Source organism: Saccharothrix sp. NRRL B-16314 (assembly GCF_000716595.1).
Classification (GTDB): Bacteria; Actinomycetota; Actinomycetes; order Mycobacteriales; family Pseudonocardiaceae; genus Actinosynnema.
The window spans coordinates 1-27,000 of record NZ_JNXC01000005.1 but is presented as its reverse complement, the minus strand read 5'-3'; the positions used below and the strand labels follow the sequence as shown (position 1 = coordinate 27,000).

Sequence of the window (27,000 nt, the reverse complement as noted above, 5' to 3'; positions counted from 1 at the left end):
CGGTGAACACGACAGTCGCATCCAATCACGTAGGACGTGGGGAAGTGGACTGGCGTCCGAGGGAAGACTGCGTGCGGTCGGCTGGTTGACCACGGTGGGACACGTCGAACCTGGCGTTCCCGAACACGTACAGCCACGGAAGGAACACCGCATGTCGACAGAGGGACGCACGAAGGTCGACTTCTACTTCGACCCGATCTGCCCGTTCGCGTGGATCTCGTCCCGGTGGATCCTCGAAGTGGAGAAGGAGCGGGATCTCGACCTCGACTTCCGCGTGATGAGCCTGTCCGTGCTCAACGAGGGTCGTGACCTGCCCGCCCAGTACCGGGACCTGATGACCCTCGGCTGGGGGCCGGTGCGCGTCGCGATCGCCGCGGCCAAGGTCAAGGGCGACGACGTGCTGCGCGACCTCTACACGGCGCTCGGCACCCGGTTCCACAACGAGGGCAGGAAGGACTACGACGAGGTCATCAAGGAGGCCCTGGCCGAAGTCGGCCTGCCCGCGGAGCTGGCCGAGGCGGCGCACACCGACGAGCACGACGCCGACCTGCGTGCCAGCCACCACCGCGGCATGGACCCGGTCGGCATGGACGTCGGCACGCCCACGATCCACATCGACGGCGTGGCGTTCTTCGGTCCCGTGCTCACCAAGATCCCGCGCGGCGAGGACGCGGTGAAGGTCTTCGACGGTGCGCGGGCGCTCGCGAGCTACCCGCACTTCTTCGAGCTGAAGCGCACCCGGACCGGGGACCTGGACTTCTCCTGAGGTCATCGGTGTGACACTCTGGGGCTGCTTTCGCCTTGGAGTGTCACACCGTTCCCCGGGGAGTCCGCAGTGATCGAGGTCGTCAACCCGACCACCGAAGAGGTCGTCGGCACCGTCCGCTCCGGCACTCCCGCCGACGTGGACGCGGCCGTGACCAGGGCCGTTGCCGCGTTCCCGGAGTGGGCGGCGACGTCGTTGGACACGCGGCTGGCGCTGGTGCGGCGGGTGGCCGACGCGATGGTCGCGCGGACCGACGAGCTGGCCGCCACCATGACGGCGGAGATGGGCACGCCCATCACGTTCGCGACCCGGGTGCAGGTGCCGAACCCCGTCGGGATCGCGCGGGGAGTCGCCGACGTCATCGAGGGCGGCTACTTCTCCGGCGAGGAGATCGGCAACTCGCTGGTGCTGCGCGAGCCGATCGGTGTCGTCGCCGCCATCACGCCGTGGAACTTCCCGCTCCAGCAGATGGTCGCGAAGGTCGTGCCCGCGCTGGCGGCGGGTAACGCGGTGGTGCTCAAGCCGAGTGAGCTCGCGCCGATGACGGCGGACCTGCTGGCCTCGATCCTGGTCGAAGCCGGTGTGCCCGAGGGCGTGTTTTCGCTGGTCCACGGCATGGGGCCGGTGGTCGGAGAGGCGCTGGCGGCCCACCCGCTGGTGGACATGGTGTCGTTCACCGGTTCGACGCGTGCCGGTCGGCGGGTATCCGCGCTGGCCGCCGAGACGGTCAAGCGGGTGGCGTTGGAGCTGGGTGGCAAGTCCGCGAACGTCGTGCTGGACGACGCGGACGTGACGCGCGCGGTGAAGATCGGCGTGGCGAACGCGTTCATGAACAACGGTCAGGCTTGCAGCGCGTGGACCCGGCTGCTGGTGCCGTCGTCGCGTCATGACGAGGCGTTGGAGATCGCCGTGGCCGCCGCGTCGAAGTACGAGCCGGGCGATCCGGCCGTTCCTGCGACCCGCATCGGCCCGGCGGTGTCGGCGGCCCAGCGCGATCGCGTGGTCGGGTACATCCGGAGCGGTGTCGAGGCGGGCGCGAAGCTCGCGTTGGGTGGTCCGGACGCGCCTACTCAGCGCGGCTTCCACGTGGCTCCGACCGTGTTCGGCGACGTTCGCCCGGACATGGTCATCGCGCAGGAGGAAATCTTCGGCCCGGTCCTGTCCGTGATGCCGTACAACGACGAGGACGATGCCGTGCGCATCGCCAACTCCACCATTTACGGCCTGGGCGGCGCCGTTTTCTCGGCCGATCCGGATCGCGCGCTCGCCGTGGCGAAACGCCTGCGCACCGGCCAGGTGGACATCAACGGCGCCGCGTTCAACACCAGTGCCCCGTTCGGCGGCTACCGCCAGTCCGGCACCGGCCGCGAGTTCGGCCGACACGGCTTGGACGAGTTCACCGAACTCAAGTCCATCCAACGCTGACCCCGTGAGTCCTACGTCCAGAACGCGTGAGTCCTACGTCCAGAACGCGTGAGTCGTACCTTCCGGACCACCGTGTCCTACGTTCAGGACCCCTGAATTCAACGCTCAGAACAGTCGATCTTGTTCTGAGCGTTGAACTCGGGGGTTCCGAACGTAGGACACGGGGGTTCCGAAGGTACGACTCACGGGACGTGAACGTAGGACTCGCGCGGGTTAGGCGGAGCCGACGCTGGCGTCGTCGGACGTGCGGCGCAGGTGCGGGCGGTTGTCCCGCCGGCGGGTGGGCGCCTGCGGCGTCAGGCCGCCGAATTCCGCGTCGCGCACAACCCCGGTAACGACCTGAATGCGTCTGGCGTCGAATGAGTCGGACATGCTTACCCCCGTGATGGCAATCGCCACTTGTCGGCTTCTTCTGCTTGGGTCCCGGACAGGCCGGGATTCGTCAAGCGTGCTCGCCGCGAATCCCGACCGCGCCCCCCGGGTCGCAGGGCCACTATTGCCGCCGTAGCGGTTCGAGCAGCCGCGACCTGCTGTCCCGTGCCAGGACCGGGATCAGCATTCCGGTAACACCGCGGCGGCGCATCCCATTAACTCCCGAATTCACAGTCCGGGGGTGCGCCCGATACCCCTAGGGTGTGGTGTCGACCTCCTGGGAGGTGTACCGGCGGACGTGGGGGTGGGGACGATGGCCACAGGTCGTGGACGGCAGACGCTGCCGGCGGCGGTCGGCGATCTCGTCGGGCGCGACGACCTGGTGCGGGAAACGGTGCAACGCGTGCTCGGCGTCGACCGGCTCGTCACGCTGGTCGGGCCCGGAGGTGTCGGCAAGACGGCGCTCGCGCTCGAAGTGGCCCGCCGCTGCCGCGATCAGCACGACGGCACGTCCACCGGCCTCAACCGCGAGCCAGACGACCAGTACGTGGCCGTCGCCTACCTCGGGCACATCACCAGGTCGGACGAGCTGCACCGCGAGATCATCCGCGCCGTCGGCATCACCGACCAGTCCAGCGACGATCCCGTGGACGTCCTGGTCGAGCACCTGCGCGGCCAGGACAAGCTCCTCGTGCTGGACAACTGCGAGCAGCTGTGGGAAGCGGTCGGCGACCTGTGCGCGGTGCTGCTGGACGAAGCGCCTGAGGTGCGCGTGCTGGCCACCAGCCGCCACCACCTGGGCATCGCCGGGGAGCACGCCACGATGGTGCCGCCGCTGTCGGTGCGTTCCGAAGGCAGCTCGGCCCGGCCGTCGGACGCCATGCGCCTGCTGCTCCGGCGCGCGGAGGCCGCCGGTCGGGTGGTCGAGGCGGACGAAGACCTGGAGGCGTTGGCCGAACTGGTCGACTGGTCCAGCGGCCTGCCGCTGGTGCTGGAGCTGATCGCGGTCCGGCTCGGCGGCGGGATGTCGCCCCGCGAGGTCCTGACGAGGCTGGACGGCGGTCGGCTGCTGGCCACCCGCACCCGTCGCGTGCGGTCGCACCACCGGACCTTGGAGCAGACCCTCGACTGGTCGCACGGCCTGTGCTCACCGGAGCAGCAACGGCTGTTGGCGCGGATCTCCGTGTTCGCGGGCGGTTTCACGCTCGACACCGCCGAACGCGTCTGCTCGGGCTCCGGCATCGGCGAGCACGACGTCGTGGACCTGCTCGCCGACCTCGTCCGGCAGTCGTTGGTGGTGGCCGGTCCGAACGGCCGCTACCACCAGTTGCAGCCCGTGCGCGAGTACGGGCAACGCCGGCTGCGCGCGTTGGACGAGGAGCTGTGGGTCCGCGACGCGCACTGCGCGTTCTTCCGCGACCTGGCGGCCCAACTGGCCTCGACCTGGTACGGCGAGGACGAGGTGGCCCTGCTCCGCCGCGCCCACGTCGAGATGCCCAACTTCCGCGCGGCACTGCACCACTGCGCCACCACGTCGGGTCTCGCGGAGATCGGCTTGGCGATGGTCCACGACCTGGCGCGGTTGCGGGTGCAGTTCTTCTTCGCGCAGCTGGGCGAGTTCACGACGTGGTTCCAGACGTTGTTGGACCGGGCGCCGGTGCGCCCGACGCCCGAGCGGATCGGGTCCGTGGCGCTGCTGGGCTGGATCAAGCTGTGCCAGGGCGCGCCGCGGGAGGTGGCCGTCCAGCTGGAGCACTGTCGCGAGCTGGTGTCGATGCTGGACGAGGACGCGCAGGTGGCGCCGCTGTACTTCCTCGAAGGCGCGCACGCCTTGCTGGCGGTGGGTGACCCGAAGTCCGTCGAACCGCTGCGCCGGGCGGTGGAGCTGTTCGGGGAGATGGGGCCGGAGTTCTGCGGCGACTGCGGCAACACCAAGCTGATCTGGGCGTTGGCGGCCGGTTTCTACGGCGACGAGGCGACCGCGATCGAAGCGGCCGAGGACTGCCTGAACGACGCGCGCCAGGCCGGCGCGGAGTGGGCCATCAGCTGGGCGCTGTGGGCGCGCGGCCTGGCGCCGTTGCGGCACGGCGCACCGGAGGAAGCCGTCGCCTGGTTCCGCGCGGGCCTGGAGATCCAGGTCCGACTGCAGGAGCAGTGGGGCAGCACGTGGGCGTCCGAGGCGATCGCCTGGGCACTGGCCGCCGTGGCGCGGGAGACGGCCGGGGGCGAGGACCTGCTGGAGATCGCCGCCGAGCTGCTCGGCGGCGCGGTCGCGATGCAGAAGGTCACCGGCGTCGCGATCGCCGGGCTGACGCCGTTCGGCCGCGAACGCGACAAGGCGCGTGACGCCATCGTGGCCCGGCTGGGTCACGACCGGTACCACCGCGCTTACGGGCGTGGAACCGCGTTGCCCAGCCGGGAAGCGGTGTACGCGCTGGCACTCGGTCCGCGGGTCGAGGCAGGCGGACGGCGTGCGCCCGACTCCGGCTGGGACCAGCTGTCACGTCGGCAGCGCGAGATCGCCGTGCTGGTCTCGCAGGGCATGACCAATCACTTGATCGCGCGGAAGCTCCACCTGTCCGTGTCGACGATCGAGAACCACCTCACCGCGGTGTTCGCCAAGGTCGGGGTGGCGAACCGGGTCGAGCTGAGCACGTGGGTCGGCGCCCAGCTCGCCCTGCGCGAGGAGCCCTGAGGTTCAGGCCTGCCAGCGGACCGGCAGGGCGACCACACCGCGCAGCACGCCGAACGTCCGCGCCGGCTCGAACCCCGGCTCCAGCGAGAAGTCGGGGAGGGTCGCCAGCAGTTCCTCGATCACGATGCCCACCTGCAGGCGGGCCAGGTGCATGCCGAGGCAGCGGTGCGCGCCGGCGCCCCAACCCAGGTGCGGCGCACGGGCGCGGTCGATGTCGAAGCGGTCGCCGTCGGGGAAGCGCGTCACGTCCCGGTTGGCGCTGCCCCACAGCAGCAGCACGCGGTCGCCCGCGGTCAGCTCCACCCCGTCGAGCGTCACGTCCCCGCGCACCGTCCGCCCGGTCGCGGCGACCGCGGACTCGTGCCGCACGCTCTCCTCGACCAGCGCGGGGATGAGCGACCGGTCCTGAGCGACACGACGCTGGAGCGCGGGGTCGGTCGCCAGCGTCAACGCCGTGTTGGCGATGGTGTCGGTCGTGGTCAGGTGCCCGGCGGCGACCATCAGGAACGCGTGCTTGAGCAGTTCGTCGTCGGAGGCCGGGCAGCCGTCGATCGAGGTGTTGACCACGGCGGTGAGCACGTCGTCCCGGTCCTCCCGGCCGCGCCGTGACGTCACCTGCGCGTGGAGGAACTCGGCGAAGCGCTCACCGGTCCGCTGCGCCTCCTCGGCCGACTTCGACGTCACCAGCGTGCGGGCCAGCCGGCTGAGCTCGGGACGCTGCTCGTCCGGCACCCCGAGCAGCCCGGCGGTGACCATCGGCGGGATCCGGCTGGCGAGTTCCGCCACCAGGTCCGCCTGGCCGCGCGGGCGCAGCTCGGCCAGGACCTCCCTGGTCAGGGACCGGATGTACGGCTCGTGCGAGGCCACCGCCTGTGGGGTGAAGAACGGCTGCATGGCGCGCCGCCACACCGTGTGCGTCGGCCGGTCGGTCTCGAAGAGGGGCGCCTCGACCTTCTCCAGCTCGGGCAGCACCATCGTCGCGCCCAAGCCGTCGACGGCTGCGCTGAACAGGTCGTCCCGCTTGGCCGCGTGGTCGATCTCCTCCCAGCGGCTGAGCACGTGGAAACCGCCGTACTTCTCGCTGTGCGCGACGGGGCACCGACTCCGCAGCTGCCCCGTCAGGTCGTGGATGTCGGCCGCGACAGCGGGGTCGAGGTGGTCGAAGTCGCGCATCCGCGCCGTCGGATCGCCGTCCACGCAGTCCCCCTGATGTGCACCGTGCGTGTTCGTGTCGCCACGAGTCGTCAGGCGAGAACCAAACCAGAAGAACGGTGCCGTGTCACGCGTGTGGCCGGAGCACTCCGTCCAGCAGGAGCGGGACGGCGGAACTCGCGTCCACCTCGGAAGCCAGCTCGACATCACCCCTGTGACCTGCGGCGATGAGTTCACGTCCGGACACGCAGCCGGCCAGGACGTCCTCCACCGGCGCCCGCGCGTACATCTCCGCGGCCAGCGCGGCCTCCACCGACGCCGAGCCGTAGCCCAGCAGCGACGCCATCACCGCACCCGCGCCGAGCAGGTCTTCCACCGCCGGCCGCAGCGGTCCCGCGTCCGCTCCGTGCGTGGTGATGTTCACACCCCAGCGCTCGCCGGCGGGCACCACGCCGATCGGCCCACCGGCCGCCAACGTCCGTGCCGCCGCCCCGACCGCACGCGCGTTTCGCAGGCACCCGGCCAACACGATCGACCCGGTGGACGCGGCCAGGTCGCACAACGTCGCGCCGTTGGCCGACGCCAACTCCAGCACCGTCCCCGGCGGCACCGCCACCAGCGACGACGGCCGCAACGTCCACGACGGGTCCGCCGGGGCAGCCGCCGAAGACCGGTCCGCCCACCGCACGGGCCGCACAGCGCCCCCACGCCCGACCACGACGTCCACCGCCGTCGAGAACGACAGCACGTCCACGATCACGAGCACCGCGCACTGCTTCCCGAGCGCGGCGACCCCCTCCGGTCCCCACTCCAGCCGCAGCCGGCAACCCTCTTGTCCGAACACCTGCGCCAGGATGGCAGACTCACTGAAGTGCGCGTTTACCTGGGATCGGACCACGCGGGCTTCGAGCTGAAGACCCACCTCGCCAAGCACCTGACCGACGCGGGCCACGACGTGGTCGACGTCGGTCCGGCGGTGTACGACGCGGAGGACGACTACCCGCCGTTCTGCATCGAGGCGGCCCGCCGCGTCGTGGCGGACGAGGGCAGCCTCGGCGTCGTCATCGGCGGCTCCGGCAACGGCGAGCAGATGGCGGCCAACAAGGTGCCCGGCGCCCGTGCCGCGCTGGCCTACAACGTGGAGACGGCGGAACTCGCCCGCCAGCACAACAACGCCCAGCTGGTCGCGTTGGGCGGGCGGATGCACTCCACCGAGGAGGCGTTCGCGATCGTGGACGCGTTCCTCGCCACCCCGTTCTCCGAGCAGGAGCGGCACGCCCGTCGCATCGACATCCTCGCGGAGTACGAGCGCACCGGCGAGGCGCCGGCCCTGCCCTGATGCCCGAAGGCCACACCCTCCACCGCCTGGCGAAGCTGCACCAACGCCGTTACGCGGGCTCGACCGTCCGGGTGTCGAGCCCGCAGGGCAAGTTCGCTGCGTCCTTTGTGGACGGTCGGCGGTTCGTGCGCGCGGAGGCGCACGGCAAGCACCTGTTCCACGTGTACGGCCCGGACACGACCGTCCACGTGCACCTCGGCCTCTACGGCACGTTCGCCGAGTTCCCGCACCCGGTGCTGGAACCGGTCGGCCAGGTGCGGATGCGGCTGGCCGGCCCCACCCACTGGACTGACCTGCGCGGTCCGACCCGGTGCGAGGTCCTGACCGACGTCGAGGTCGCCGCCCTGCGCGCCCGCCTCGGCCCGGACCCGCTGCGACGTGACGCGAAACCGGAGGTGGCGCACGCCCGCGTCGCCCGGTCGCGGCAGTCGCTCGCCGTGCTGCTGCTGGACCAGTCCGTGCTCGCGGGCGTCGGCAACGTGTACCGGGCAGAGGTGCTGTTCCGGCACGGCGTGCACCCGCTCGTGCCGGGGAACGAGGTCGACCGGGCGTTGTGGGACGACCTGTGGCTCGACCTGACCGTGCTGATGCGCGGTGGCGTGAAGACGGGTCGCATCGACACCGTGCGGCCGGAGCACATGCCCGACGTCACCGGGCGGGCGCCGCGCAAGGACCGGCACGGCGGCGAGGTCTACGTCTACCGCCGCACCGGTCAGCCCTGCCTGGTCTGCGGCACACCCGTGGCCGCCGCCGAGCTGGCGGGCCGGAACCTCTACTGGTGCCCGACCTGCCAGCCGGCCTGATCAAATCACTGGCTGATCAAATCGCGGCCTGATCAAATCGCGCCTGGTCCTGTTCGCTCAGAACCCGCCGAAGTCGCCACCGCCGAAGTCGCCACCGAAATCACCGCCGCTGTCGCCACCATCGCCACCGTCACCCCCGGCGTCACCACCGTCGCCGGCACTGGCGTCACCGCCGGCGTCCTCGGACGCGACCGCGGAAGGCACACCGACCATGCCCGAGAACATCGCGCTGAACAGCAGCATCGAGCCGAAACCCCAAGCGCCGGCCACCAGGGCGGGCTTCCACCACGGCTCCGAGTACCAGCCCTGCGGCACCGGCCGGCCCGCGACCACGCCACCGGGGTAGTAGTGCGGCGTGCCCGAACCGGGCCGCGGCGAGGCGACGTACCGGTGACCCTCCACCGTGACGTCCCGGTCCTCCAACACCTTGCCCGCACGGCTCTGGCCGGTGAGGTCCGGCAGCTCGGGGCCGGGGTCGAGGTCCATCGCGACGCGCGCGGCCCGCACGTAGTACAGGCCTTCCATCGCGGTCTGCGTGACCAGGCGGCACTGCTCCACCGTGCGCGCCTGCTCCATCTGCGACCCGGCGGCGGTGAACCGCTCGGACGCGTCCGCGAGCGCCTGCTGCGAGGCGACGTCCGAGCCGGTCAGGCTCATCACCTGGCCGCCGAGCCGTTCGACCCAGCGGCGCGCGTCGGCCTGGGCGTCCTCCAGCTCGCGGCGGCGCTTCTCGGCGGCGGCCTTGGCGAAGTACCAGCCGGCGCCCACGACCAGAACCAGTAGCACGAGCAACACGATCGCGGTGGTCATCGGACCCTCCTGGTGCCTGTTGTCGGGAAAACGCCCCGCGGCCGGCGGAGGTTCCCGGAACCGGTCAGAAGACCTCCGGGCAGTGGGGGTCGCGGTCACCCGAAAAGACGTGCGACAGGGCGTTGACGACACCGTGCGTGACCTCTCGCACCCGTTGGGCGCGTGCCATGGAGGTGAGCCTGGTCCCACCGAGGTACACCGCGCCCAGCGCCTGCACGTCCAGGACGACGTCCGGGTCGTCGTCCACCCGCTCCACGGTGGCCGTGCCGTCCTTCACCGCGAACCGCCACCGGCCGGCGTTCCACGGGCAGAACTCGTCCACGACCTCCAGCACCGCGTTGACGTCCGAGTTGTAGCGGCGCAGGGTGAGCGCGCGGTCGACGTCCACGATGCGCACCCACAGGGAGTCGAGCAGGCTGCGCAAGGCGAGGCGCGAGTCCTCCAGCAGGTGCGTGATCGGGTCGTCGGAGGCGGTGAAGAACTTCAGCTCGCCGACCATGTCCACGTCCAGCAGGTACCGGTAGAGCGCCGCGTACGCCTCGTCGGTCCGCGCCGCGATCTCCCGCACGTGCAGCTCGTTGCGCGGACCGCGGTCCGGCCAGTGCGCCTTGACCCGGTAGACCGCGTAGCCGTGCGGGTGCAGGACGTACCGGTAGGCGCTCAGGCCGTCGCGGTCGCGTTCGGTATCGGCGAGGTGGTGGTCCCAGTAGGGGTCCGCCCGGCTCAGCCAGCCCGTGCGGTTCGGTCGGATCTCGTCGTAGAGGGCCTTCATCACCGGCATGGCCTCGTCCCGTGAGGCTTCGCGCACCCGTTCGCCGCCCACCGACACACCGGACCGGAACTGCGCCCTGGCCGGTACGTCCAGCTTCGAGAACTCCGCCGCGAGCCCGTACCCGAACCGGGGGTAGATCGCCGCTTCCGAGGACCACAGCGCGGCCAGCGCCTCACGGCCCTCTTCGTGCAGGCCGTGCAGCTGCGCCCTCATCACGCGGGTCAGCACGCCGCGGCGGCGGTGGCCCGGCTTCACGGCCACCGACGTGACGGCGGCGACCGGCTGCGGACCGCCGCCGGGCACCGTGATGTCCCGGGTCTGGATGCCGCCGCAGCCGATCAGCTCGTCGCCGTCGAACACCGCGTGGTGGCGTTCCGGTTCGAAGACGTCGCGCCACCGTTCGAGCTGGTCTTCGACGCTGTCGGACAGGAACGCGGCGTTGACGACCCGCTGGAGTTCGACCAGGTCGTCCGCCGTTAGGGTGCGGAGGGTGAGCGCCATCACACGTTCATACGCCTGATGTCGGAGCCGCGCGATCGAATTCAGGGGTCGCAACCGAGTGGCGGGATCCGAGATGCTGCGCTGATGGACGCCCACTCGTTGGCGAGCGCGCTCCGGGTCGAAGCCTCGGCGCTGGCGGTCGCGGCAGACCTGGCTCCACCCGATCGGGCGGTGCCGGCGTGCCCGGGGATGACGGTGGGCGACCTGCTGGTGCACGTCGGCTCCATCCACCGGATGGTGACGCGCTGGATCACGCGCGGTGCCCGGCCCGCGGAGTGGACGTGCTCGCCCGGTGACGAGGACCCCGTCGACTGGTACCGGATAGGGGCGGCGTCGTTGATCGCCGTACTCGACCCAGCGCGCGCCGGTGCTCCTGCGGCGACGTGGTGCCCGTGGGACCGCACGCTCGGCTTCTGGTTACGCCGTATGGCGCATGAGACCGCCGTGCACCGCGTCGACGCGCAGGCCGCGATCGGCTTGGCGGCGCCGTTGGAGGCGGGGTTGGCGGCCGACGGCATCGACGAGGTGCTGCGCTTGTGGCTGGGCTGCCACTTGCCACCCGCGGCGCACACGTCCGGTCAAGCGGTGTCCCTGCGGGTACCCGGCCGGACATGGACCGTGGCGCTGCACTCGGGCATCGTCGACTACTGCCCCCATGCGGACCCTGCGGCCGTGGTCAGCGGATCGCCGTCGGCGGTGGACCTGTGGTTGTGGGGGCGGGTGGGGGAGGAGCACCTGTCGGTCGACGGCGACGTGGCTCTGGTGCGCTCGTTGCGTGCCGCTGTGGCCGGGGCGACGGGCTGATTTACCGGTGGGCGCGGCGCACACTGTGCGTCGTGACGAAGCTGCGCGTGATCCTGAGATGCCTGGTGACCTTCGCCATCGGCTTGCTCATGGTGGTGCTGGCGATCCGTTTCGGCGAAGCCCTGTGGCGCGCGCTGACGGCCTAGGGGCGGTTAGGGTTGGGGCGGACGAAGCAGAACTCGTTGCCGGCGGGGTCGAGGAGGACCTGGAAACTGCCCTGCTCGTCGGTCTGAAGGTCACCTTGCGCCGTGGCGCCCAACGCAGTGGCCCGTGCCGTGGCCTCCCCGACATCATCGACCTCGATGTCCAGGTGGAGCCGATTCTTGAGCGACTTCGGTTCAGGGACGGGCTGGAACGACATCCGAGGCCATCCCGGCGGGGCGACGTGCGCCCACCCGAGCTCCCGTTCGACCGGCTCCCCGCCCAAGAGCGCGGCCCAGAAGCGCACCAGCCGTGCGGGATCAAGGCAGTCCACCACGATCTGATCCAGACGCATGGGCTGCATCATCCTCGACCCTCCTGGTTGGAGGGCATCAGGCAGCCCGCACCCCCTCTGTCCGATGTGGACTGACGACGTGCCCCGCAGCCACCCACCGCTTCATTCGAACCGCCCCGCGGCGCCTTTGACCAGCTGGGCATCCTTCCCGAAGATGAACCAGGCGAGGCTGCCGAGGAAGGGGAAGCCCAGGATCACCACAATCCACAGCAGCTTCCCGCCGCCGGTCAACCGATCGTTGCGCATCACCGAGACGATGGCGGCGACCCACAGCACTATGAGGGCCAGCGCGATGGCCCCGAACACGACGACGACCACGACACTGACCGCGTTGCCGGACTCTTGCGCGAGCAAAGTAACCATGCTCGTCACGCTAAGAACCCCGATCACCACCCGCCCGCCGAGCCACCCCGGTGGGTGAGGCAAACGGGGTTAGCGAGGGCCGTCGCCTTCACGCAGCTCCGAGAGCCACCCGGCAACCTGGTCGAGCCCGTGCAAGTACGCCCCGCCGGGACCGTCGAGAAGGTCGATCCCGTGCAGCAGCCCAAGCGCCCGCCACACAACCGCGTCCGCCACGTCAACGTCCCCGGCGACGTACCGCCCCGCCCACCGATCAACCTCATCCCGACCCACCGACCCGGACAACAGCCGCTCAAACTGCCGCTCGACCTCAGCGCGCGAAGGTGGCTCCAACTCCATAGCCGCCGAGTGTGTCAGCCACTTGCCTCCATGCCAGAGGACCGTGCCCGAGTTGGGCGCTGGGAGGACGCGGGGCACGCGAGGAGCGCGGAAGATTTACGAAACGCAAAAGACCGTCCACGTGGGACGGTCCGTGAGGGTTCTACCAGCAGGAAGAGGCTGGAGCGGGTGACGGGAATCGAACCCGCATGACCAGCTTGGAAGGCTGGGGCTCTACCATTGAGCTACACCCGCATCGCGCCTACCGGGGTGGGCGCGGGAGTAGCTTAGCTGGTACCGATAAGCTGGGGTGGACCGGGGCGTGGCGCAGCTTGGTAGCGCACCCGCTTTGGGAGCGGGGGGTCGCAGGTTCAAATCCTGTCGCCCCGACGGTCGCCCTGGCCGACCCTCGTGGTTGGTCAGGGCTTTTCCTTCGAACCACAACTAGGCGCCCAGGTCGTTCACGGCCGTGGAGATCGTCGCCGCCTGGCGCTCCAGCTCCTCGTCCGACGAGGTCTCGTCGACGCCTCGCCCCAGGAGTTCCGACCTCGACAGGAGCAGCAGGGCACCGCGGTAGCGGTCCGCGTCCAAGTCGTCCACCGGCACCACTTCCAACCGTCCCTCGATCAGGACCAGGTTGGGGTCCGGCAGCTGGGAGCTCAACAACTCCCGCAGATCACCTGCTTTGACACTCACCAGTCCGGCCTACCCGACACGCCGCGTAGTCAAACGCGGGCCGTTCTTGAGCACTCCGCGCCCAGGCGCTCAAGAACGGTTCCCCAGTGTCATGCGGGTGTGGCCACCTGCTCGCTCACCACCTGCGCCGCCGCAGACACGAGTGCCGTCACGGACGGGTTGGTGGAGTTGTCCCTGCGCCACGCGAACTGGGTGTACACCCTGAACGGCGGTACCCAGGGCAGTCGGCACAGCCTGCCGTCGGCGAGTTCCGCCGCGACCGTCACCTCGGGGACAAGCGAGATCCCCAGACCCGAGGCGACCGCCCGCTTGGCGGCATCGATCGAGTCGAGCGCCAGCACCGGCGACTTCGACTCCGTCTCCTGCAAGCCCAACGCCTGCTCGAACTGCTCGTAGTAGCTGGCACCGTTCTCGGCCCGGATGAGCGTGCTCCCGCGCAACTCGTCCTCGGTGATCACCGAACGCCTCGTGAGCGCGTGGCTGGGACCGGCGACCATGGCCAGCGGCTCCGGGCACAGCACCGTCGTCTCCAACCCCTCACGGGGCTCGACGGAACCGATGAAGAACGTGCAGTCCAACCGCCCCTCGCGCACCGAGGTCAGGTTCGCCTGGGTGTTCCGCGAGTGGAGGGAGATCTGGACGCTCGGGTAGCGCCAGCACATGTACTCGATCAGTGGTAGCAGACGGTAGTCGGTCAGGCTCTGTGCGCTGCCGATGACCAGCTTGCCGTGCGGCTCGCCGTTCATCGTTATGGCTTTTCTTGCCTTGTCGGTCAGGGTGATGATGTTCCGTGCGAACGGTAAGAGCTCGACACCTGCAGAGGTCATCTGGATGCCGCGCGGGAGTCGCCGGAACAGGGGCACCCCGAGGGTTTCTTCGAGCGCCTTGATCCGGGTGGTGATGGTGGGCTGCGAGCAATTCAGCGTGGCGGCTGCCTTGGTGAAACTGCCCGTTTGAACCACAGTTGTGAACGCCAAAAGTTGACGCGTCTCCATGGAGCTCCCCAACGGTGCGGATAAGTGGTCCACGAGAGGCCGGTGTAGGACGGCGTCGTGATCTCTTGTGCATGGCGGCAGCCGACCCTGGCTGCGCTTCTGCGTGCGCGCGGCCTGAGGTCGATCAACATCGCCGCTCTACCGTGAGGGATGGCACCTGGCGGTCGGGCGGAGTGCCCGCCACCCTTCGGACACCGACGACACGGCCGGTGCCCAGCGATGATCCTGTTTTCGTGTTCGGCAGCGGCGGAATGGATCTCATCGGGTCATCGGCACCTTGTCTGGTAGGTGGTAAAAGAGCTCGATGACATTGTCTCGCTCGTTCCTGTCGGTCCCGGTTGCCGGTTGCGTCCGCTGCTGACCCCCCAGAACGTCCGGCAACACTAATTATTCCTGGTCGAACACGCGGGTCCGGGCGTCACGCTACCTGAAACCCACACTAATGGACTACGGCGACTGGAGTCATCTCGACAAGTGAAAACTTTCCGTCGGGCACTACTCCGAACGGCCTCAATTCACTCCTTGTGCCCAACTGGTTCCTCCTCTCGGTTGCTGAGCGTCACTCGACGCTACGACATATGTGTTACACGACCAGTAGACGGCTTCGCTGGGGTGATGACGTGACAAGTCAGGTACACGGCTCCCTGTGTCACTCGAATGGACTAGCGATTCGGGGTGCTGATCGACCGTCCGGCGGCGGTCGTAGGGCTGAACGGTCTACGGCCGAGACCGAAAAATGCGGCTTGCCGCGAATGGCTCCTGGTCGGCGCGTCGCCGGCGGTGTCCTGGCTGACCCCTGGAACGCGTCCGTGGTCACACGGTGCCAAGACCGCACTTAAGCGGTCCTATTTAATAGCCAGTGTTGCGATTTCCGCTTGCCCGTCGAGCGGCCCCTACGGCACGGCACCGCCGACGGGCTCCGAGCGCACCTCGGCGGCTGCATCTGGGAGCGTTCCCGATTGCGTCCCGTCGCGTAATGCGGCCGACACCAGGAATTCCGCAGGCCGAACCCACAATGTGATTCCCGCTCACCCGCTATTGCCGCGACAATGCCCGGAGGCCCTCGTGGCACGGCCGCCGCGTCCCCTTGCGGCCCCCGGAGCCGGGGTGCTAGCGCCCCCGCGCCGGCGGACCGCCTAGACTCAGGCGGAATCCCGGCGCACCCAGACGCGTTCCCGGGATGTTCCGCACGTCGTGCCCGTTACGAGGAGACCACGTTGAAGAGCACCGTCGAGCACCTGAGCCCGACGCGGGTCCGGATCAACGTCGAGGTGCCGTTCGACGAGCTCAAGTCGGACTTCGACCGCGCGTACCGGAAGCTGGCCAAGCAGGTCCGCATCCCCGGCTTCCGCCCCGGCAAGGCCCCCGCCCGCGTGCTGGAGAGCCGCATCGGCCGCGCGCCCGTCCTGGACGAGGTCGTCCAGGAGGCGATCCCGGCCAAGTACCTGGAGGCGGTCAACTCCGGTGAGCTGCGCACCCTCGGCCGCCCCGACTTCGAGGTGACCAAGATCGAGGACGGCGAGTCCCTGGCGTTCACCGCCGAGGTCGACGTCCGCCCCGAGATCACCGTCCCGGCCTTCGGTGACCTGTCCGTCAGCGTCGACGACCAGGAAGTCACCGACGAGGACGTGGACACCCAGCTGAACGAGCTGCGCGCCCGCTTCGCCACCCTGACCGGCGTCCAGCGGCCGGCCGAGAACGGCGACTTCGTCGTGGTCGACCTGTCGGCGACCGTGGACGGCGAGGAGGTCGAGGAGGCCAAGACCGCCGGCCTGTCCTACGAGATCGGCTCCGGCCAGCTCGTCGAGGGCATCGACGAGGCCCTGATCGGCGCCTCCGAGGGCGAGTCCCGCAACTTCACCACCACCCTGGTCGCCGGTGAGCACGCCGGCCGCGACGCCGACGTCACCGTCGCGCTGACCTCGGTCAAGGAGCGCCAGCTCCCCGAGCTGGACGACGAGTTCGCCCAGCTCGCGAGCGAGTTCGACACCCTGGACGAGCTGAAGGCCGACCTGCGCACCCGCCTGGGCCGCGTCAAGAAGATGCAGCAGGGCGTCCAGGCCCGGGACAAGGTGCTGGAGGCGCTGATGGCCAGCGTCGAGGTGCCGCTGCCCGAGGCCGTCGTGCAGGGCGAGATCGACGCGCGTGCGCACGACGCGATCCACGCCCTCGAGCACGACGAGGCGCGCTTCGCCGAGTGGCTGGCCGAGCAGGGCCAGACCAAGGAGGAGTTCGACGCCGAGGTGCGCGAGGCCTCCGAGCAGGCGGTCAAGACCCAGCTCGTGCTGGACGCCATCGCCGACGCCGAGCAGCTCAGCGTGACCGACGCCGAGCTGACCGAGCGGATCATCTACCAGGCCCAGCGGTTCGGCGTGAGCCCGGACGAGTACGTCAAGCGGGCCCAGCAGTCGGGCCAGCTCGGCGCGATCTTCGCCGACGTGCGCCGCGGCAAGGCGCTGGCCACGGTCGTGCGCCAGGCCACCGTCACCGACGCGGCGGGCAACGCCCTCGACCTCGACGAGCTTTTCGGCGAGGCGAAGCCCGAGGCCAAGTCCACTGAGGAAGCCGCCAACGCGGAGTGAAGCCCTGAGCGAACGCGGGCGGTGTCGGGACGTCGACGCCGCCCGCCTTCGTTAAGGTCGTTGCTACGAGACTCTTTTCGGCACAGCTAGTCGGCAAAGTTAGGCAGGCAGACGTGACGCAGCATTCCTTCCCGACGCCCGAGATGCGAGCGGCCACGGGGATGAACCTCAACGACTCGGTCTACGAGCGCCTGCTCCGTGAGCGGATCATCGTGCTGGGGTCGCAGGTCGAAGAGGGCATCGCCAACCAGATCACCGCCCAGCTCCTCCTCCTCGCCGCCGAGGACCCGGAGAAGGACATCACGCTCTACATCAACTCGCCCGGCGGCTCGGTGACCGCGGGCATGGCGATCTTCGACACGATGCAGCTCATCGAGCCGGACGTGGCCACCTACGCGATGGGCCTGGCCGCCTCGATGGGGCAGTTCCTGCTCTCCGCGGGCACGCCCGGCAAGCGGCACGCCCTCCCGCACGCCCGCATCCTCATGCACCAGCCCTCGGCGGGTGTCGGCGGCACGGCGGCGGACATCGCGATCCAGGCGGACATGCTCACCAAGACCAAGCACGAGATGGCCGAGCTGATCGCGGAGCACACCGGCCAGCCGGTCGAGCGCATCATCGCCGACTCGGACCGCGACCGCTGGTTCACCGCCCAGGAAGCCCTCGAGTACGGCTTCGTGGACAAGGTGATCAGCCGCGCCAGCCAGGCGTCGACCAACTGACCGCGAGCAGAGCACCAGGAGACCTGAAGTGAGCCAGTTCCACGCGCCGCAGTCCCGGTACGTGCTCCCGTCGTTCGTCGAGCGCACCAGCTACGGCATCAAGGAGTCCAACCCGTACAACAAGCTGTTCGAGGAGCGCATCATCTTCCTCGGCGTGCAGGTGGACGACGCGTCGGCCAACGACGTGATGGCCCAGCTGCTCGTGCTGGAGTCGGAGGACCCCGACCGCGACATCCTGATGTACATCAACTCGCCCGGTGGCTCGTTCACCTCGCTGATGGCCATCTACGACACCATGCAGTTCGTCCGCCCGGACATCCAGACCTACTGCCTGGGCCAGGCGGCCTCGGCGGCGGCCGTGCTGCTCGCGGCGGGCACCCCGGGCAAGCGGCACGCGCTGCCCAACGCCCGAATCCTGATCCACCAGCCGGCCACCGAGGGCGTCTACGGGCAGGTCTCCGACCTGGAGATCCAGTCCAACGAGATCCAGCGGGTGCGCAGGCTGCTGGAGACCACGCTCGCCCGGCACACCAACCAGACGCCCGAGCAGGTGCGCACGGACATCGAGCGCGACAAGATCCTCACCGCCGCGGAGGCGAAGGACTACGGCCTGATCGACAGCGTTCTGCCGTACCGGAAGCTCTCGGGGAAGTAGCACCGGCGTGGCGTCCGACACGCCGAGCCGACCAGGGGTCCTGCTCGGTTCGGTGTGTCGGGGGCACGCTGGTCCTCCCGCACAGGCGGGTAGGACAGGTACCGTCGAGGGGAACGGGCGGACCCCGCGTCCAGCGGGCTCTCGCCACATCAGTAGTCAGGCGCACTTCACCAGGTCGTGCGCCGGAGGGGACAGAGGTCAGCGGTCATGGCACGTATCGGTGACGGCGGCGACCTGCTGAAGTGCTCTTTCTGCGGTAAGAGCCAGAAGCAGGTGAAAAAACTCATCGCCGGCCCCGGTGTCTACATCTGCGATGAGTGCATCGACCTCTGCAACGAGATCATCGAGGAAGAACTCGCGGAGGCCGGTGACGTCAAGCTCGACGAGCTGCCCAAGCCCGCCGAGATCCACGAGTTCCTCGACCAGTACGTGATCGGCCAGAACGAGGCCAAGCGCACGCTCTCGGTGGCGGTCTACAACCACTACAAGCGCATCCAGGCGGGTGACCGCGGGCGTGAGGGCCGCGACGACGGCGTGGAGCTCGCCAAGTCGAACATCCTCATGCTCGGCCCGACGGGCTGCGGCAAGACCTACCTGGCCCAGACGCTGGCGAAGATGCTGAACGTGCCGTTCGCCATCGCGGACGCCACGGCGCTGACCGAGGCGGGCTACGTGGGTGAGGACGTGGAGAACATCCTCCTCAAGCTCATCCAGGCGGCGGATTACGACGTCAAGCGCGCCGAGACCGGCATCATCTACATCGACGAGGTCGACAAGATCGCTCGAAAGAGTGAAAATCCGTCGATCACGCGGGACGTGTCGGGCGAGGGCGTGCAGCAGGCGCTGCTGAAGATCCTCGAGGGCACCACCGCCTCCGTGCCGCCGCAGGGCGGTCGCAAGCACCCGCACCAGGAGTTCATCCAGATCGACACGACGAACGTGCTGTTCATCGTGGCGGGCGCCTTCGCCGGTCTGGACAAGATCATCCAGGACCGGGTGGGCAAGCGCGGTCTGGGCTTCGGCGCCGAGGTCCGCACCAAGGCCGAGGTCGACGCGGCGGACTACTACGCCGACTCGATGCCCGAGGACCTGATCAAGTTCGGTCTGATCCCCGAGTTCATCGGCCGGTTGCCGATGGTCGCGAGCGTCACGAACCTGGACAAGGAATCACTGGTCCGGATCCTGACCGAGCCGAAGAACGCGCTGGTCAAGCAGTACCAGAAGCTCTTCGAGATGGACGGCGTCGAACTGGAGTTCACCCGGACCGCGATGGAGGCCGTCGCCGACCAGGCGATCCTGCGCGGCACCGGCGCCCGCGGCCTGCGGGCGATCATGGAGGAAGTCCTGCTGCCGGTGATGTACGACATCCCGAGCCGCACGGACGTCGCCAAGGTCGTCATCACCGAGCAGACCGTGAAGGACAACGTCAACCCGACCATCGTGGCCCGGCAGCCCTCGCGCCGGGAGCGCCGCGAGAAGTCGGCGTGAGTTGACCCTCCCGCACGCGCTGATCCTGCACGGCCTGGGCGGTTCCGGGCCGACGCACTGGCAGAACTGGCTGGCAGGTGAACTGGCCCACCACGGTGGGGCGGTGGACCTGCCCCAGTTCAGCGCACCCGACGCGCCGGAGCTGCCGGTGTGGCTGGCGGAACTGCGGTCGCACCTGGCCGCGATGCCCGAGGCCGGCGCGGCCGAACGCGTGGTCGTCGCGCACTCGCTCGCCGGGCTGTTGTGGCTGCACCACGCGGCCGGGCAGTTCGACGAGGCGCTGCGGGTGGACCGGGTGCTGCTGGTCGCGCCGCCCGCGCCGGATTTCGCCGACGAGCCGTTGATCTCCGGCTTCCTGCACCCCGCGCTCGATCCGACGGCGGTGCGGCGGGCGGCGGTCTCGACCCGGCTGGTGGTCGGCGAGGGCGACCCGTACTGCACGTTGCCGCAGGCCAAGGCGTTGGCCGAGGAGTTGCGGGTCGACCTGGACGTCATCGTGGGCGGCGCGCACCTGAACGTGGACGCCGGGTACGGGCCGTGGGGCGCCGTGCTGAAGTGGGTCCGCAGCGGGCGCGTGCCGCTCACTCCGCGCTGACCACCACCCTGAACAGGGTGAACGAGGCCAGGAACGGGCCGGTCTCCAGATCGGCCAGCCAGGCGTCGGCGGCGGGGCGGGTGATGCGGCCCGCTTCGACGGCCCGGTGGGTGTTGCGGGTCAGGCCGAGGAGTTCGTCGGCGACGGGGAAGTCCCGCAGCAGGAGGGTGTCGGCGCCGATCGTCACGACGGTCAGGCCGGCTCCTGCGGCGAGCCGCGCCAGTTGGCGGCCGACGACGGGGTTGGTCATGATCCGGTCGCAGACGAACCGGTTGAACGCGAGGTTCGTGGCCACCGAGCCGGGGTCGACGGCGAGGGTTTCCCAGTCGGGTTGAGCGAGCGCCGCACGTCCTCCGGGGCGCAGGACTCGGCGCAGTTCGGCCAGGACACCGGCAGGGTCGGCGACCTGGTGCAGGACCCGGTCCACGCGCGCACGGTCCACGCTGCGGTCGTCGAGGGGTAGCGCGTGGGCGTCGCCCAGCCGTACCTCGACGGGCAGTCCGGCGGCCCGTTGTCTTGCCTCCTCGACCATGGCCGGGTCCAGGTCGACGCCGATGACGGCGCCCGCGCGTGCGGCCAAGGAGGGCAGGTCCGTGCCGGGGCCGCAGCCGACGTCCAGCGCGATGTGGTCGGGCCGGAGGTCCAGGGAGTCCAGCAGGCGCTGCTTGTAGGCGCGGCCCGCTTCCGCCACGTGGTCCAGGTAGGTGATGGGGTCCGGTCGCGTGAGCATGCAGCCAAACAACCACAGCCGTGTGGACGTTCTGTGGAAGTCCTGTGAGGGTCAGCGGGGAACGCGTTTGCCGAGGAAGCGGATGACGTCGGGGACGACCTTGCGGTAGAGGCCGTCGTCGTGGCCGCCGGGGCTGATCGAGGCGACCGCGAGTTTGGTGCCCGCGATGAACTTCCGCGTTCCCTCGATGAAGTGGTCCTTGTCGCCGACCCACACGCCGGTCGGGGCGGTGCCGAGCTTGTCGAGGTTCTTCAGCGGGTCCAGTGAGGCCCACTGCTCCGGGCTCCTGAACGCGTCGCGCTTCACCATCTCGGCCCAGTCGGTGAGCAGGGCGGGCGCGATGGCGGCGATGGCCTTGGCCGGGTCACGCCGCTCGTGCCGTCGGCGTGCGTAGAGCAGCGCGCCGAAGCCGCCCATGGACACCCCCGTGCAGGCGAACGGCGCGCCGTACCCGCGTTCGGCCAGCCACCGGGGAACCTCCTCCAGCAGCATCGCCATCGGGTCGTCACCAGGCAGGTTCTCGTGCCAGTAGTGGTTGTCGCCGTCCACCGCGACGAACCCGAACGGCGGGACCTGGCCTCGACCGACGGCCGCCACCAGCACCTCGGGCATACCGCCCACGGCGGCCAGGCGGGCGTTGCCGTAGCGGCCGTGCAGCAGGATCGACATGGGCAGGCCCTCGGTCGGCACACCCGGCGGCACCATGGTGAGCAGGTCGACGTCACGGCCCCGGAACTCGGAGCGCACCCGTTCGACCTGCACGACGGCCCGCTTCACGGCGGGCACCGGTCCGGCCACGCCCACAGCGTGCCGCATCGCCTCACCGAACGGGGCATCGCTGTGCCACGCCGCCGTGACACCCACGGTGGCTGCGACTCCCGCACCCAGTGCGCCGAGCATCGTTCGCCTGCTGACCATGTTCTCCCCAAGCCCATTCTCCCCTCACATCGCGCGAGGTGGAGCGGGTGTTTCGTCAGATCGCCGACTCGGCCCGAAGTTCCGCGATCCGCTCCTCGGAGTAGCCGAGCCCGCGCAGAACGTGGTCGGTGTGCTCGCCGGGCGCGGGCACCGAGCCGGGCGTCCACTCCCAGGCGGTGGAGTCGACGGGCGGGCGGAGAACGGTGATGCGACCGTCGGGCACCGGCACCCGGGCGAGCCGGTCGCGTGCGGTGAGCTGGGGGTGGTCGGGCAGGTCGGCGACGCTGCGGGTGCGGGCGGCGGGGACGTCGGCGCGGTCCAGCGCGTCGATCAGGTCGGCCGCCGTCCAAGCGGTGAAGTCGAGCTCGGCGTGCAGGTCGGCGCGGTGGGCCACGCGGGAGCTGACGGTGCCGAACCGGGGGTCGTCCGCGAGGTCCGGTCTGCCGAGGAGGGTGCACAGCCGGCGCCACTGCGGGTCGTTCTGCACGGCGAGGTGCACGGCGCCGTCCGCACATGGGAACGGGCCGTACGGCGCGATGCTCGGGTGGTGCGCGCCGGTGCGCGGCGCGGCCCGGCCGGTGCCCGCCGCGTAGAGCATCGGCTGGTGCATCCACTCGGTCATCGCCTCGAACAGCGTCAGCCGCAGGGTGGCGCCCTCACCGGTCCGGGCGCGGTGCAGGAGGGCGGCGAGCACGGCGGACTGGAGCTGCACGCCGGCCGCGATGTCGGCGACCGAGATGCCCGCGCGTGCCGTGACGTCACCGTCCCCGGTCAGCTCGACCAGCCCCGCCTCCGACTGCACGAGCGCGTCGAACGCCTTGCGTGACGCGTACGGGCCTTCGTCGCCGTAGCCGGAGAGCTCGCCGACCACCAGATCGGGTTTCACCGCACGGAGTGAGGAAGCGTCCACACCCAGTCGACGCGCGGCGTCGGGTGACAGGTTGCACAGGACCACGTCGGCGGTCGGGATGAGCTTGTCCAGCACCTCGCGTCCCGCCGGGTGCTTCAGGTCGAGCGTCAGGGACTCCTTGCCGACGTTCGCCCAGGCGAAGTAGGAGGACACCGAGCCGCACGCGGTGTCGTAGTGGCGGGCGAAGTCGCCGCCGTCCCGCCGTTCGACCTTGATCACGCGTGCGCCGAGGTCGGCCAGCAGCCGGGTGGCGTACGGGACGGCGACGGCCTGTTCGAGGCTGACGACGAGCACGCCGTCCAGCGGTCTCACGCGACCACTCTCTCCGCGCCGGTGTAGACGTTCATCGAGTCGCCGCGCAGGAAGCCGATCAGCGTCACGCCCTGCTCTTCGGCCAGCTCGGCGGCCAGCGACGAGGGCGCGGACACGGCGGCGAGCACCGGCACACCGGCCATGGTGGCCTTCTGCACCAGCTCGAACGACGCCCGCCCGGACACCACCAGCACCGTCCCGCCCAGCGGGACCCGGTCCTGCAGGACCGCCCAGCCGAGCACCTTGTCGACCGCGTTGTGCCGGCCCACGTCCTCGCGCACCACCAGCGCCTCACCGGACGTGGTGAACAGCCCGGCGGCGTGCAGGCCACCGGTCGAGGCGAATACCTTCTGGCGTTCGCGCAGCGCGTCCGGCAGCGCCGACAGGACCCCGACGTCGACCTTGGACGTGTCGGCGGCGGGGGAGAAGCGGGTCTTCAACTTCACCGCGTCCAGCGCCGCCTTGCCGCACACGCCGCAGGACGAGGTCGTGTAGAAGTTCCGCTCCACGCCGACCTCGGGCGGTGCGACGCCGTCCGCGAGGGTCAGGTCCAGCACGTTGTACGTGTTCATCCCGTCCGGCCCGGTGCCCTCGCAGAACCGGGCCACGGCGATGTCCGCCAGGCCGCCGATGACGCCCTCGCCGAGCAGGAAGCCGTGCGCCAGCTCCACGTCCTGGCCGGGTGTGCGCATCGTGACGGTCAGCGCCTTGCCGCCCACCCGCAGTTCCAGCGGCTCCTCGGCGGCCAGCGCGTCGACCCGCTTGCGGGACGTTCCGCTCGCGTAGGTCACCACCGGGCGACGCACCGTGACTCGCCCCATGTGAAGCTCCTTCGCTCGTGTGCCCGCTGTCCAGGTTACGGAGGTAGCTGCGTGATCTTGGATCTGGTTGAGTCGGGCGGGTGGATACCTACGACGTGGTGGTGGTCGGCGGCGGGCACAACGCGCTGGTGGCGGCGGCGTACCTGGCGCGGGCGGGACGCACGGTGCTGGTGCTGGAGAAGCTCGACCACGTCGGAGGCGCGGCCGTGAGCTCGACGGCGTTCGCGGGGGTGCAGGCGCGGTTGTCGCGGTACTCGTACCTGGTCAGCCTGCTGCCGGACCGGATCGTCGCGGACCTCGGGCTGCGGGTGTCGCTGCGGTCACGGGCGGCGTCGTCCTACACGCCCGCGGGTGACCTGCTGGTGGAGCGCGATCCGGGTGAGGCGACGGCGGCGTCGTTCCGGGCGTTGACCGGTTCGGACGCGGAGTACGACCGGTGGCGGCGGTGGTACGCCTCCTTGGAGGTGCTGGCGGGGGCGGTGTCCTCGACGATGTTGGAGCCGTTGCGGTCGCGTGCGGACGTTCGGCGGCGGGTCGACGCGCGGCTGTGGGACCAGGTCGTGGAACGGCCGTTGGGCGAGGCGTTGGAGGAGCTGTTCGCGCATGACGTCGTGCGCGGGGTGGTGGCCACCGACGCGTTGATCGGCACGCACACGTCGTTGCACGACCTGCGGGCGAACCGGTGCTTCCTCTACCACGTGATCGGCAACGGCACGGGGGAGTGGCAGGTGCCGGTCGGCGGGATGGGCGCGGTGACGGGGGAGCTCGCGCGGGTGGCGCGTGAGGCCGGGGTGGAGGTCGTCACCGGCGCCGAGGTCACTCGGGTGGACGCGGACGGTGTCGTGGGCGAGGTCGAGTACGACGGGCGCACGGTCGGCGCACGGTTCGTGCTGGCCGGGGTTGCTCCGTCCACTTTGGACCGGTTGCGCGGTCGGCCTGCGCCGGCGGTGGCCGAGGGGTGCCAGGTGAAGGTGAACATGCTGCTGGAGCGGCTGCCGCGGTTCCGGAGCGGGGTGGACGCCCGGGTGGCGTTCGCGGGGACGTTGCACCTGGACGAGTCGTACGGGCAGTTGGAGAGCGCGTACCGGGAGAGCGCGGCGGGGCTGGTGCCGTCGGTGCTGCCCGCGGAGATGTACTGCCACACGTTGACCGATCCGTCGATCCTCGCGCCGGAGCTGGTGTCGCGGGGGTGGCACACGTTGACGTTGTTCGGGTTGCACACGCCGGCGGCGTTGTTCGAGCGGGACAACGCGGTGCTGCGGGGCGAGTTGGTGGGGCGGTACCTGGCCGGGTTGAACGCGTACCTGGAGGAGCCGATCGAGTCCTGCCTGGCGAGGGACGCCGACGGTGAGCCGTGCCTGGAGGCGCGCACGCCGTTGGATTTGGAGGCGGAGCTGGGGCTGCCTCGCGGCAACATCTTCCACGACGAGCTGGCGTGGCCGTTCGCGGAGGCGGAGGACGAGGTCGGCCGGTGGGGCGTGGAGACGGACGTGGCGAACCTGTTCGTGTGCGGGGCGGGGGCGCGGCGTGGTGGCGGGGTCAGCGGGATCGGCGGTCACAACGCGGCGATGGCCGTGCTGGGGCGGTCGGCGTGACCTGAGCGTTGAATTCAGGCGTTCCGAACGTAGGACATGGTTGTTCTGAGCGTAGGACTCACGGGTTCTGAACGTAGGACTCACGGGTTAGAGGCGGGCGAAGAGGTCGGTGATCAGGCGTTGGGCCTGGTCGGCGTTCGCGTTGGACGTCACCGTGATCTCGACCGTGCCGCGGCGGGCCACGACGGCGGTGAGGACGACCTCGCCGGTGACGGCGGTGGCGCGGTAGGCCTCGTCGTGGAAGTCCGGCAGGTCGGTGGCACGGGCCTGCTTCTCGCGACTCTCGGCGAACGACGCCGCGTCCGCGCCGGTGTGGAACCGGACCTCTGTCATGCCGCCGTTGTACGAGCAGCGCACCACGTCGCCGGTGATCGTCTGGCGCGGGTGGTTGAGCTCCAGCCCCAGCGCCGCGCCGACCACGTCCTCGGGCGCGTCCTCGCAGTTCACGCCCGCCGAGTCGGTGGCGGTCGGCGTCGGTGACTGCGCCGTGGCCGGCGGTGGCGTCGGGGCCGGCGGGGTACCGGTGCACGCGCCGAGCGCCAGCAGCGCCGCGGCGACGAGCACGGTCCTGATCACGCGGAACTCCCTGCAGATCGGTTGCCCCTAGTTCGCCTGAACGGCTGCGGGCGTTACGAGGCGGGCTACCTCAAGAACCCTTGCTAAAGAACCCTTGCTAAAGGTTCCTTGATATAGCTACCGTGGTGGCATGGCCGACGAGCACGAGCTGATCCGGGATCCCAAGACGCTCCGCGCCCTCGCGCACCCGATGCGCTGGAAGCTCATCGACGTGCTCCGGACGTACGGCGCGTCGACCGCCACCCAGTGCGCCGAACTGCTCGGTGAGAGCGTCGCCAGTTGCTCCTACCACCTGAACGTGCTGAGCCAGTACGGCTTCGTGGCCGAGGTGCAGGGCAAGGGTCGGCAGAAGCCGTGGCGGTTGGTGCGCCCGGACCAGAGCTGGTCGTCCATCGGGATGGACGACGAGACCGCGATGGCCGCCGAGGCGGCGGGCGACGCGTTCCTGGACCAGGAGTTCTCCGCGATCCGCGAGCGCTTCCGCCGCAAGGACGGCGAACCGGTGGAGTGGCGCGAGCGGATGGGGACGTTCGCCACGACCGAGTTCCTCACCGTGGCGGAGGCCGCCGAGGTGCACGCCCGGATCTTCGAGATCTTCGCGCCCTACGCCGACCGCCTCGAGACCGTCGAGAACCGCCCGGAAGGCGCCCGGCCGGTGCGCTTCTTCCTGGCCACCACCGTGGCGCCGAGCCGCGACTAGATGAGTAAGTCCAAGGGCTCGTTAGTGGTCGTAGGCGGTCAGTGATCGCTTGACGGGCTGGTCGGTGTGGTCGTTGTGCCAGATGGCGGCGG

At 70.1% G+C, this 27,000-nt stretch carries 27 protein-coding genes and 2 tRNA genes; 14 read left to right on the top strand and 15 right to left on the bottom strand.

The annotated features are described in order from the left end of the window. Nucleotides 1-151 precede the first annotated feature (151 nt). Together OQ02_RS11280 and OQ02_RS11275 are read left to right on the top strand one after the other, a co-directional pair. A complete protein-coding gene (locus tag OQ02_RS11280) occupies nt 152-766 on the top strand; it encodes a DsbA family oxidoreductase (RefSeq protein WP_033438319.1) in 615 nt (204 codons plus the stop codon). 69 nt (nt 767-835) lie between these two features. Beyond that, entirely contained in the window at nt 836-2,191 is a 1,356-nt protein-coding gene (locus OQ02_RS11275) for an aldehyde dehydrogenase family protein (RefSeq protein WP_081915526.1), read from the top strand. Between the two features lie 213 nt (nt 2,192-2,404). On the opposite strand, the gene OQ02_RS43665 is transcribed toward OQ02_RS11275, so the two are convergent. Beyond that, nucleotides 2,405-2,590 (bottom strand): hypothetical protein, encoded by a 186-nt coding sequence (locus tag OQ02_RS43665; protein WP_156076981.1) that lies wholly within the window; start codon nt 2,588-2,590, stop codon nt 2,405-2,407. 286 nt (nt 2,591-2,876) lie between these two features. On the opposite strand from OQ02_RS43665, the gene OQ02_RS11270 reads away from it, so the two are divergent. Next, on the top strand, nt 2,877-5,258 hold the full coding sequence (locus OQ02_RS11270) for a LuxR C-terminal-related transcriptional regulator (protein ID WP_051772165.1): 2,382 nt from the start codon (nt 2,877-2,879) through the stop codon (nt 5,256-5,258). A 3-nt stretch (nt 5,259-5,261) separates the two neighbouring features. Here OQ02_RS11270 and OQ02_RS11265 read toward each other — a convergent pair whose 3' ends face one another. Both OQ02_RS11265 and OQ02_RS11260 read right to left on the bottom strand, forming a co-directional pair. After that, complete coding sequence (locus OQ02_RS11265; protein ID WP_033438317.1) at nt 5,262-6,455, bottom strand: cytochrome P450; 1,194 nt, start codon at nt 6,453-6,455, stop codon at nt 5,262-5,264. A gap of 82 nt (nt 6,456-6,537) precedes the next feature. Continuing rightward, nucleotides 6,538-7,254, bottom strand: coding sequence for a 2-phosphosulfolactate phosphatase (locus OQ02_RS11260; RefSeq protein ID WP_033438492.1), 717 nt, complete (start codon nt 7,252-7,254; stop codon nt 6,538-6,540). Nucleotides 7,255-7,281: 27 nt separating this feature from the next. Between OQ02_RS11260 and OQ02_RS11255 the strand changes: the two genes are divergently transcribed. After that, on the top strand, nt 7,282-7,749 hold the full coding sequence (locus OQ02_RS11255; protein WP_033438316.1) for a ribose-5-phosphate isomerase: 468 nt from the start codon (nt 7,282-7,284) through the stop codon (nt 7,747-7,749). Further along, nucleotides 7,749-8,552: an Fpg/Nei family DNA glycosylase gene (locus OQ02_RS11250; protein WP_033438315.1), complete on the top strand. Its 804-nt coding sequence runs from the start codon at nt 7,749-7,751 to the stop codon at nt 8,550-8,552. Before OQ02_RS11255 ends, OQ02_RS11250 begins: the two co-directional genes overlap by 1 nt. A gap of 57 nt (nt 8,553-8,609) precedes the next feature. On the opposite strand, the gene OQ02_RS11245 is transcribed toward OQ02_RS11250, so the two are convergent. Beyond that, on the bottom strand, nt 8,610-9,362 hold the full coding sequence (locus OQ02_RS11245) for a hypothetical protein (protein WP_033438314.1): 753 nt from the start codon (nt 9,360-9,362) through the stop codon (nt 8,610-8,612). A 64-nt stretch (nt 9,363-9,426) separates the two neighbouring features. Next, complete coding sequence (locus tag OQ02_RS11240) at nt 9,427-10,635, bottom strand: GNAT family N-acetyltransferase (RefSeq protein ID WP_033438313.1); 1,209 nt, start codon at nt 10,633-10,635, stop codon at nt 9,427-9,429. An 84-nt stretch (nt 10,636-10,719) separates the two neighbouring features. On the opposite strand from OQ02_RS11240, the gene OQ02_RS11235 reads away from it, so the two are divergent. Next, the gene (locus tag OQ02_RS11235; protein ID WP_033438312.1) at nt 10,720-11,439 is read left to right on the top strand and encodes a maleylpyruvate isomerase family mycothiol-dependent enzyme; all 720 of its coding nucleotides are present in this window, start codon (nt 10,720-10,722) and stop codon (nt 11,437-11,439) included. A 142-nt stretch (nt 11,440-11,581) separates the two neighbouring features. Here the strand turns inward: OQ02_RS11235 and OQ02_RS11230 are convergent, their stop codons facing one another. From OQ02_RS11230 to OQ02_RS11215, 3 genes are all read right to left on the bottom strand, one after another. Beyond that, on the bottom strand, nt 11,582-11,947 hold the full coding sequence (locus OQ02_RS11230; RefSeq protein WP_231499965.1) for a VOC family protein: 366 nt from the start codon (nt 11,945-11,947) through the stop codon (nt 11,582-11,584). Nucleotides 11,948-12,037: 90 nt separating this feature from the next. Next, complete coding sequence (locus OQ02_RS11225) at nt 12,038-12,298, bottom strand: PLD nuclease N-terminal domain-containing protein (protein WP_156076980.1); 261 nt, start codon at nt 12,296-12,298, stop codon at nt 12,038-12,040. A 496-nt stretch (nt 12,299-12,794) separates the two neighbouring features. Then, a tRNA-Gly gene (locus tag OQ02_RS11215) sits at nt 12,795-12,868 on the bottom strand. Nucleotides 12,869-12,929: 61 nt separating this feature from the next. Here OQ02_RS11215 and OQ02_RS11210 point away from each other — a divergent pair. Next, nucleotides 12,930-13,003, top strand: a tRNA-Pro gene (locus OQ02_RS11210). A gap of 54 nt (nt 13,004-13,057) precedes the next feature. Here the strand turns inward: OQ02_RS11210 and OQ02_RS11205 are convergent. Both OQ02_RS11205 and OQ02_RS11200 read right to left on the bottom strand, forming a co-directional pair. Beyond that, nucleotides 13,058-13,309: a hypothetical protein gene (locus OQ02_RS11205; RefSeq protein WP_033438310.1), complete on the bottom strand. Its 252-nt coding sequence runs from the start codon at nt 13,307-13,309 to the stop codon at nt 13,058-13,060. Nucleotides 13,310-13,398: 89 nt separating this feature from the next. Beyond that, entirely contained in the window at nt 13,399-14,304 is a 906-nt protein-coding gene (locus OQ02_RS11200; protein WP_033438489.1) for a LysR family transcriptional regulator, read from the bottom strand. A 1,217-nt stretch (nt 14,305-15,521) separates the two neighbouring features. On the opposite strand from OQ02_RS11200, the gene tig reads away from it, so the two are divergent. From tig to OQ02_RS11175, 5 genes are all read left to right on the top strand, one after another. After that, nucleotides 15,522-16,886 carry a trigger factor gene (gene tig, locus OQ02_RS11195; RefSeq protein ID WP_033438309.1) on the top strand — a complete coding sequence of 455 codons (1,365 nt, stop codon included), beginning with the start codon at nt 15,522-15,524 and terminating at the stop codon, nt 16,884-16,886. 113 nt (nt 16,887-16,999) lie between these two features. Next, nucleotides 17,000-17,608 (top strand): ATP-dependent Clp protease proteolytic subunit, encoded by a 609-nt coding sequence (locus OQ02_RS11190; RefSeq protein ID WP_081915524.1) that lies wholly within the window; start codon nt 17,000-17,002, stop codon nt 17,606-17,608. A gap of 28 nt (nt 17,609-17,636) precedes the next feature. Beyond that, entirely contained in the window at nt 17,637-18,263 is a 627-nt protein-coding gene (locus OQ02_RS11185; RefSeq protein ID WP_033438307.1) for an ATP-dependent Clp protease proteolytic subunit, read from the top strand. A 207-nt stretch (nt 18,264-18,470) separates the two neighbouring features. Continuing rightward, entirely contained in the window at nt 18,471-19,751 is a 1,281-nt protein-coding gene (gene clpX, locus OQ02_RS11180) for an ATP-dependent Clp protease ATP-binding subunit ClpX (RefSeq protein WP_033438306.1), read from the top strand. Between the two features lies 1 nt (nt 19,752). Continuing rightward, nucleotides 19,753-20,346 (top strand): RBBP9/YdeN family alpha/beta hydrolase, encoded by a 594-nt coding sequence (locus OQ02_RS11175; RefSeq protein WP_033438305.1) that lies wholly within the window; start codon nt 19,753-19,755, stop codon nt 20,344-20,346. Here OQ02_RS11175 and OQ02_RS11170 read toward each other — a convergent pair. The 4 genes from OQ02_RS11170 to fdhD are packed head-to-tail and all read right to left on the bottom strand — an operon-like array spanning nt 20,333 to nt 24,037. Beyond that, a complete protein-coding gene (locus OQ02_RS11170; protein ID WP_033438304.1) occupies nt 20,333-21,076 on the bottom strand; it encodes a methyltransferase domain-containing protein in 744 nt (247 codons plus the stop codon). The two genes, OQ02_RS11175 and OQ02_RS11170, sit on opposite strands and share 14 nt — an antisense overlap. A 51-nt stretch (nt 21,077-21,127) precedes the next feature. Next, nucleotides 21,128-21,994, bottom strand: a complete 867-nt coding sequence (locus tag OQ02_RS11165; RefSeq protein WP_033438303.1) for an alpha/beta hydrolase — start codon at nt 21,992-21,994, stop codon at nt 21,128-21,130. Nucleotides 21,995-22,049: 55 nt separating this feature from the next. Further along, nucleotides 22,050-23,216 carry a CaiB/BaiF CoA transferase family protein gene (locus tag OQ02_RS11160; protein ID WP_033438302.1) on the bottom strand — a complete coding sequence of 389 codons (1,167 nt, stop codon included), beginning with the start codon at nt 23,214-23,216 and terminating at the stop codon, nt 22,050-22,052. Next, entirely contained in the window at nt 23,213-24,037 is an 825-nt protein-coding gene (fdhD, locus tag OQ02_RS11155) for a formate dehydrogenase accessory sulfurtransferase FdhD (protein ID WP_033438301.1), read from the bottom strand. Before fdhD ends, OQ02_RS11160 begins: the two co-directional genes overlap by 4 nt. An 80-nt stretch (nt 24,038-24,117) precedes the next feature. On the opposite strand from fdhD, the gene OQ02_RS11150 reads away from it, so the two are divergent. Further along, nucleotides 24,118-25,632: a phytoene desaturase family protein gene (locus OQ02_RS11150; RefSeq protein WP_033438300.1), complete on the top strand. Its 1,515-nt coding sequence runs from the start codon at nt 24,118-24,120 to the stop codon at nt 25,630-25,632. Between the two features lie 87 nt (nt 25,633-25,719). Here OQ02_RS11150 and OQ02_RS11145 read toward each other — a convergent pair whose 3' ends face one another. Further along, nucleotides 25,720-26,208: a hypothetical protein gene (locus tag OQ02_RS11145; RefSeq protein WP_033438299.1), complete on the bottom strand. Its 489-nt coding sequence runs from the start codon at nt 26,206-26,208 to the stop codon at nt 25,720-25,722. Between the two features lie 130 nt (nt 26,209-26,338). Here OQ02_RS11145 and OQ02_RS11140 point away from each other — a divergent pair, with 130 nt between their 5' ends. Beyond that, entirely contained in the window at nt 26,339-26,908 is a 570-nt protein-coding gene (locus tag OQ02_RS11140; RefSeq protein WP_033438298.1) for an ArsR/SmtB family transcription factor, read from the top strand. Nucleotides 26,909-27,000: the final 92 nt, after the last annotated feature.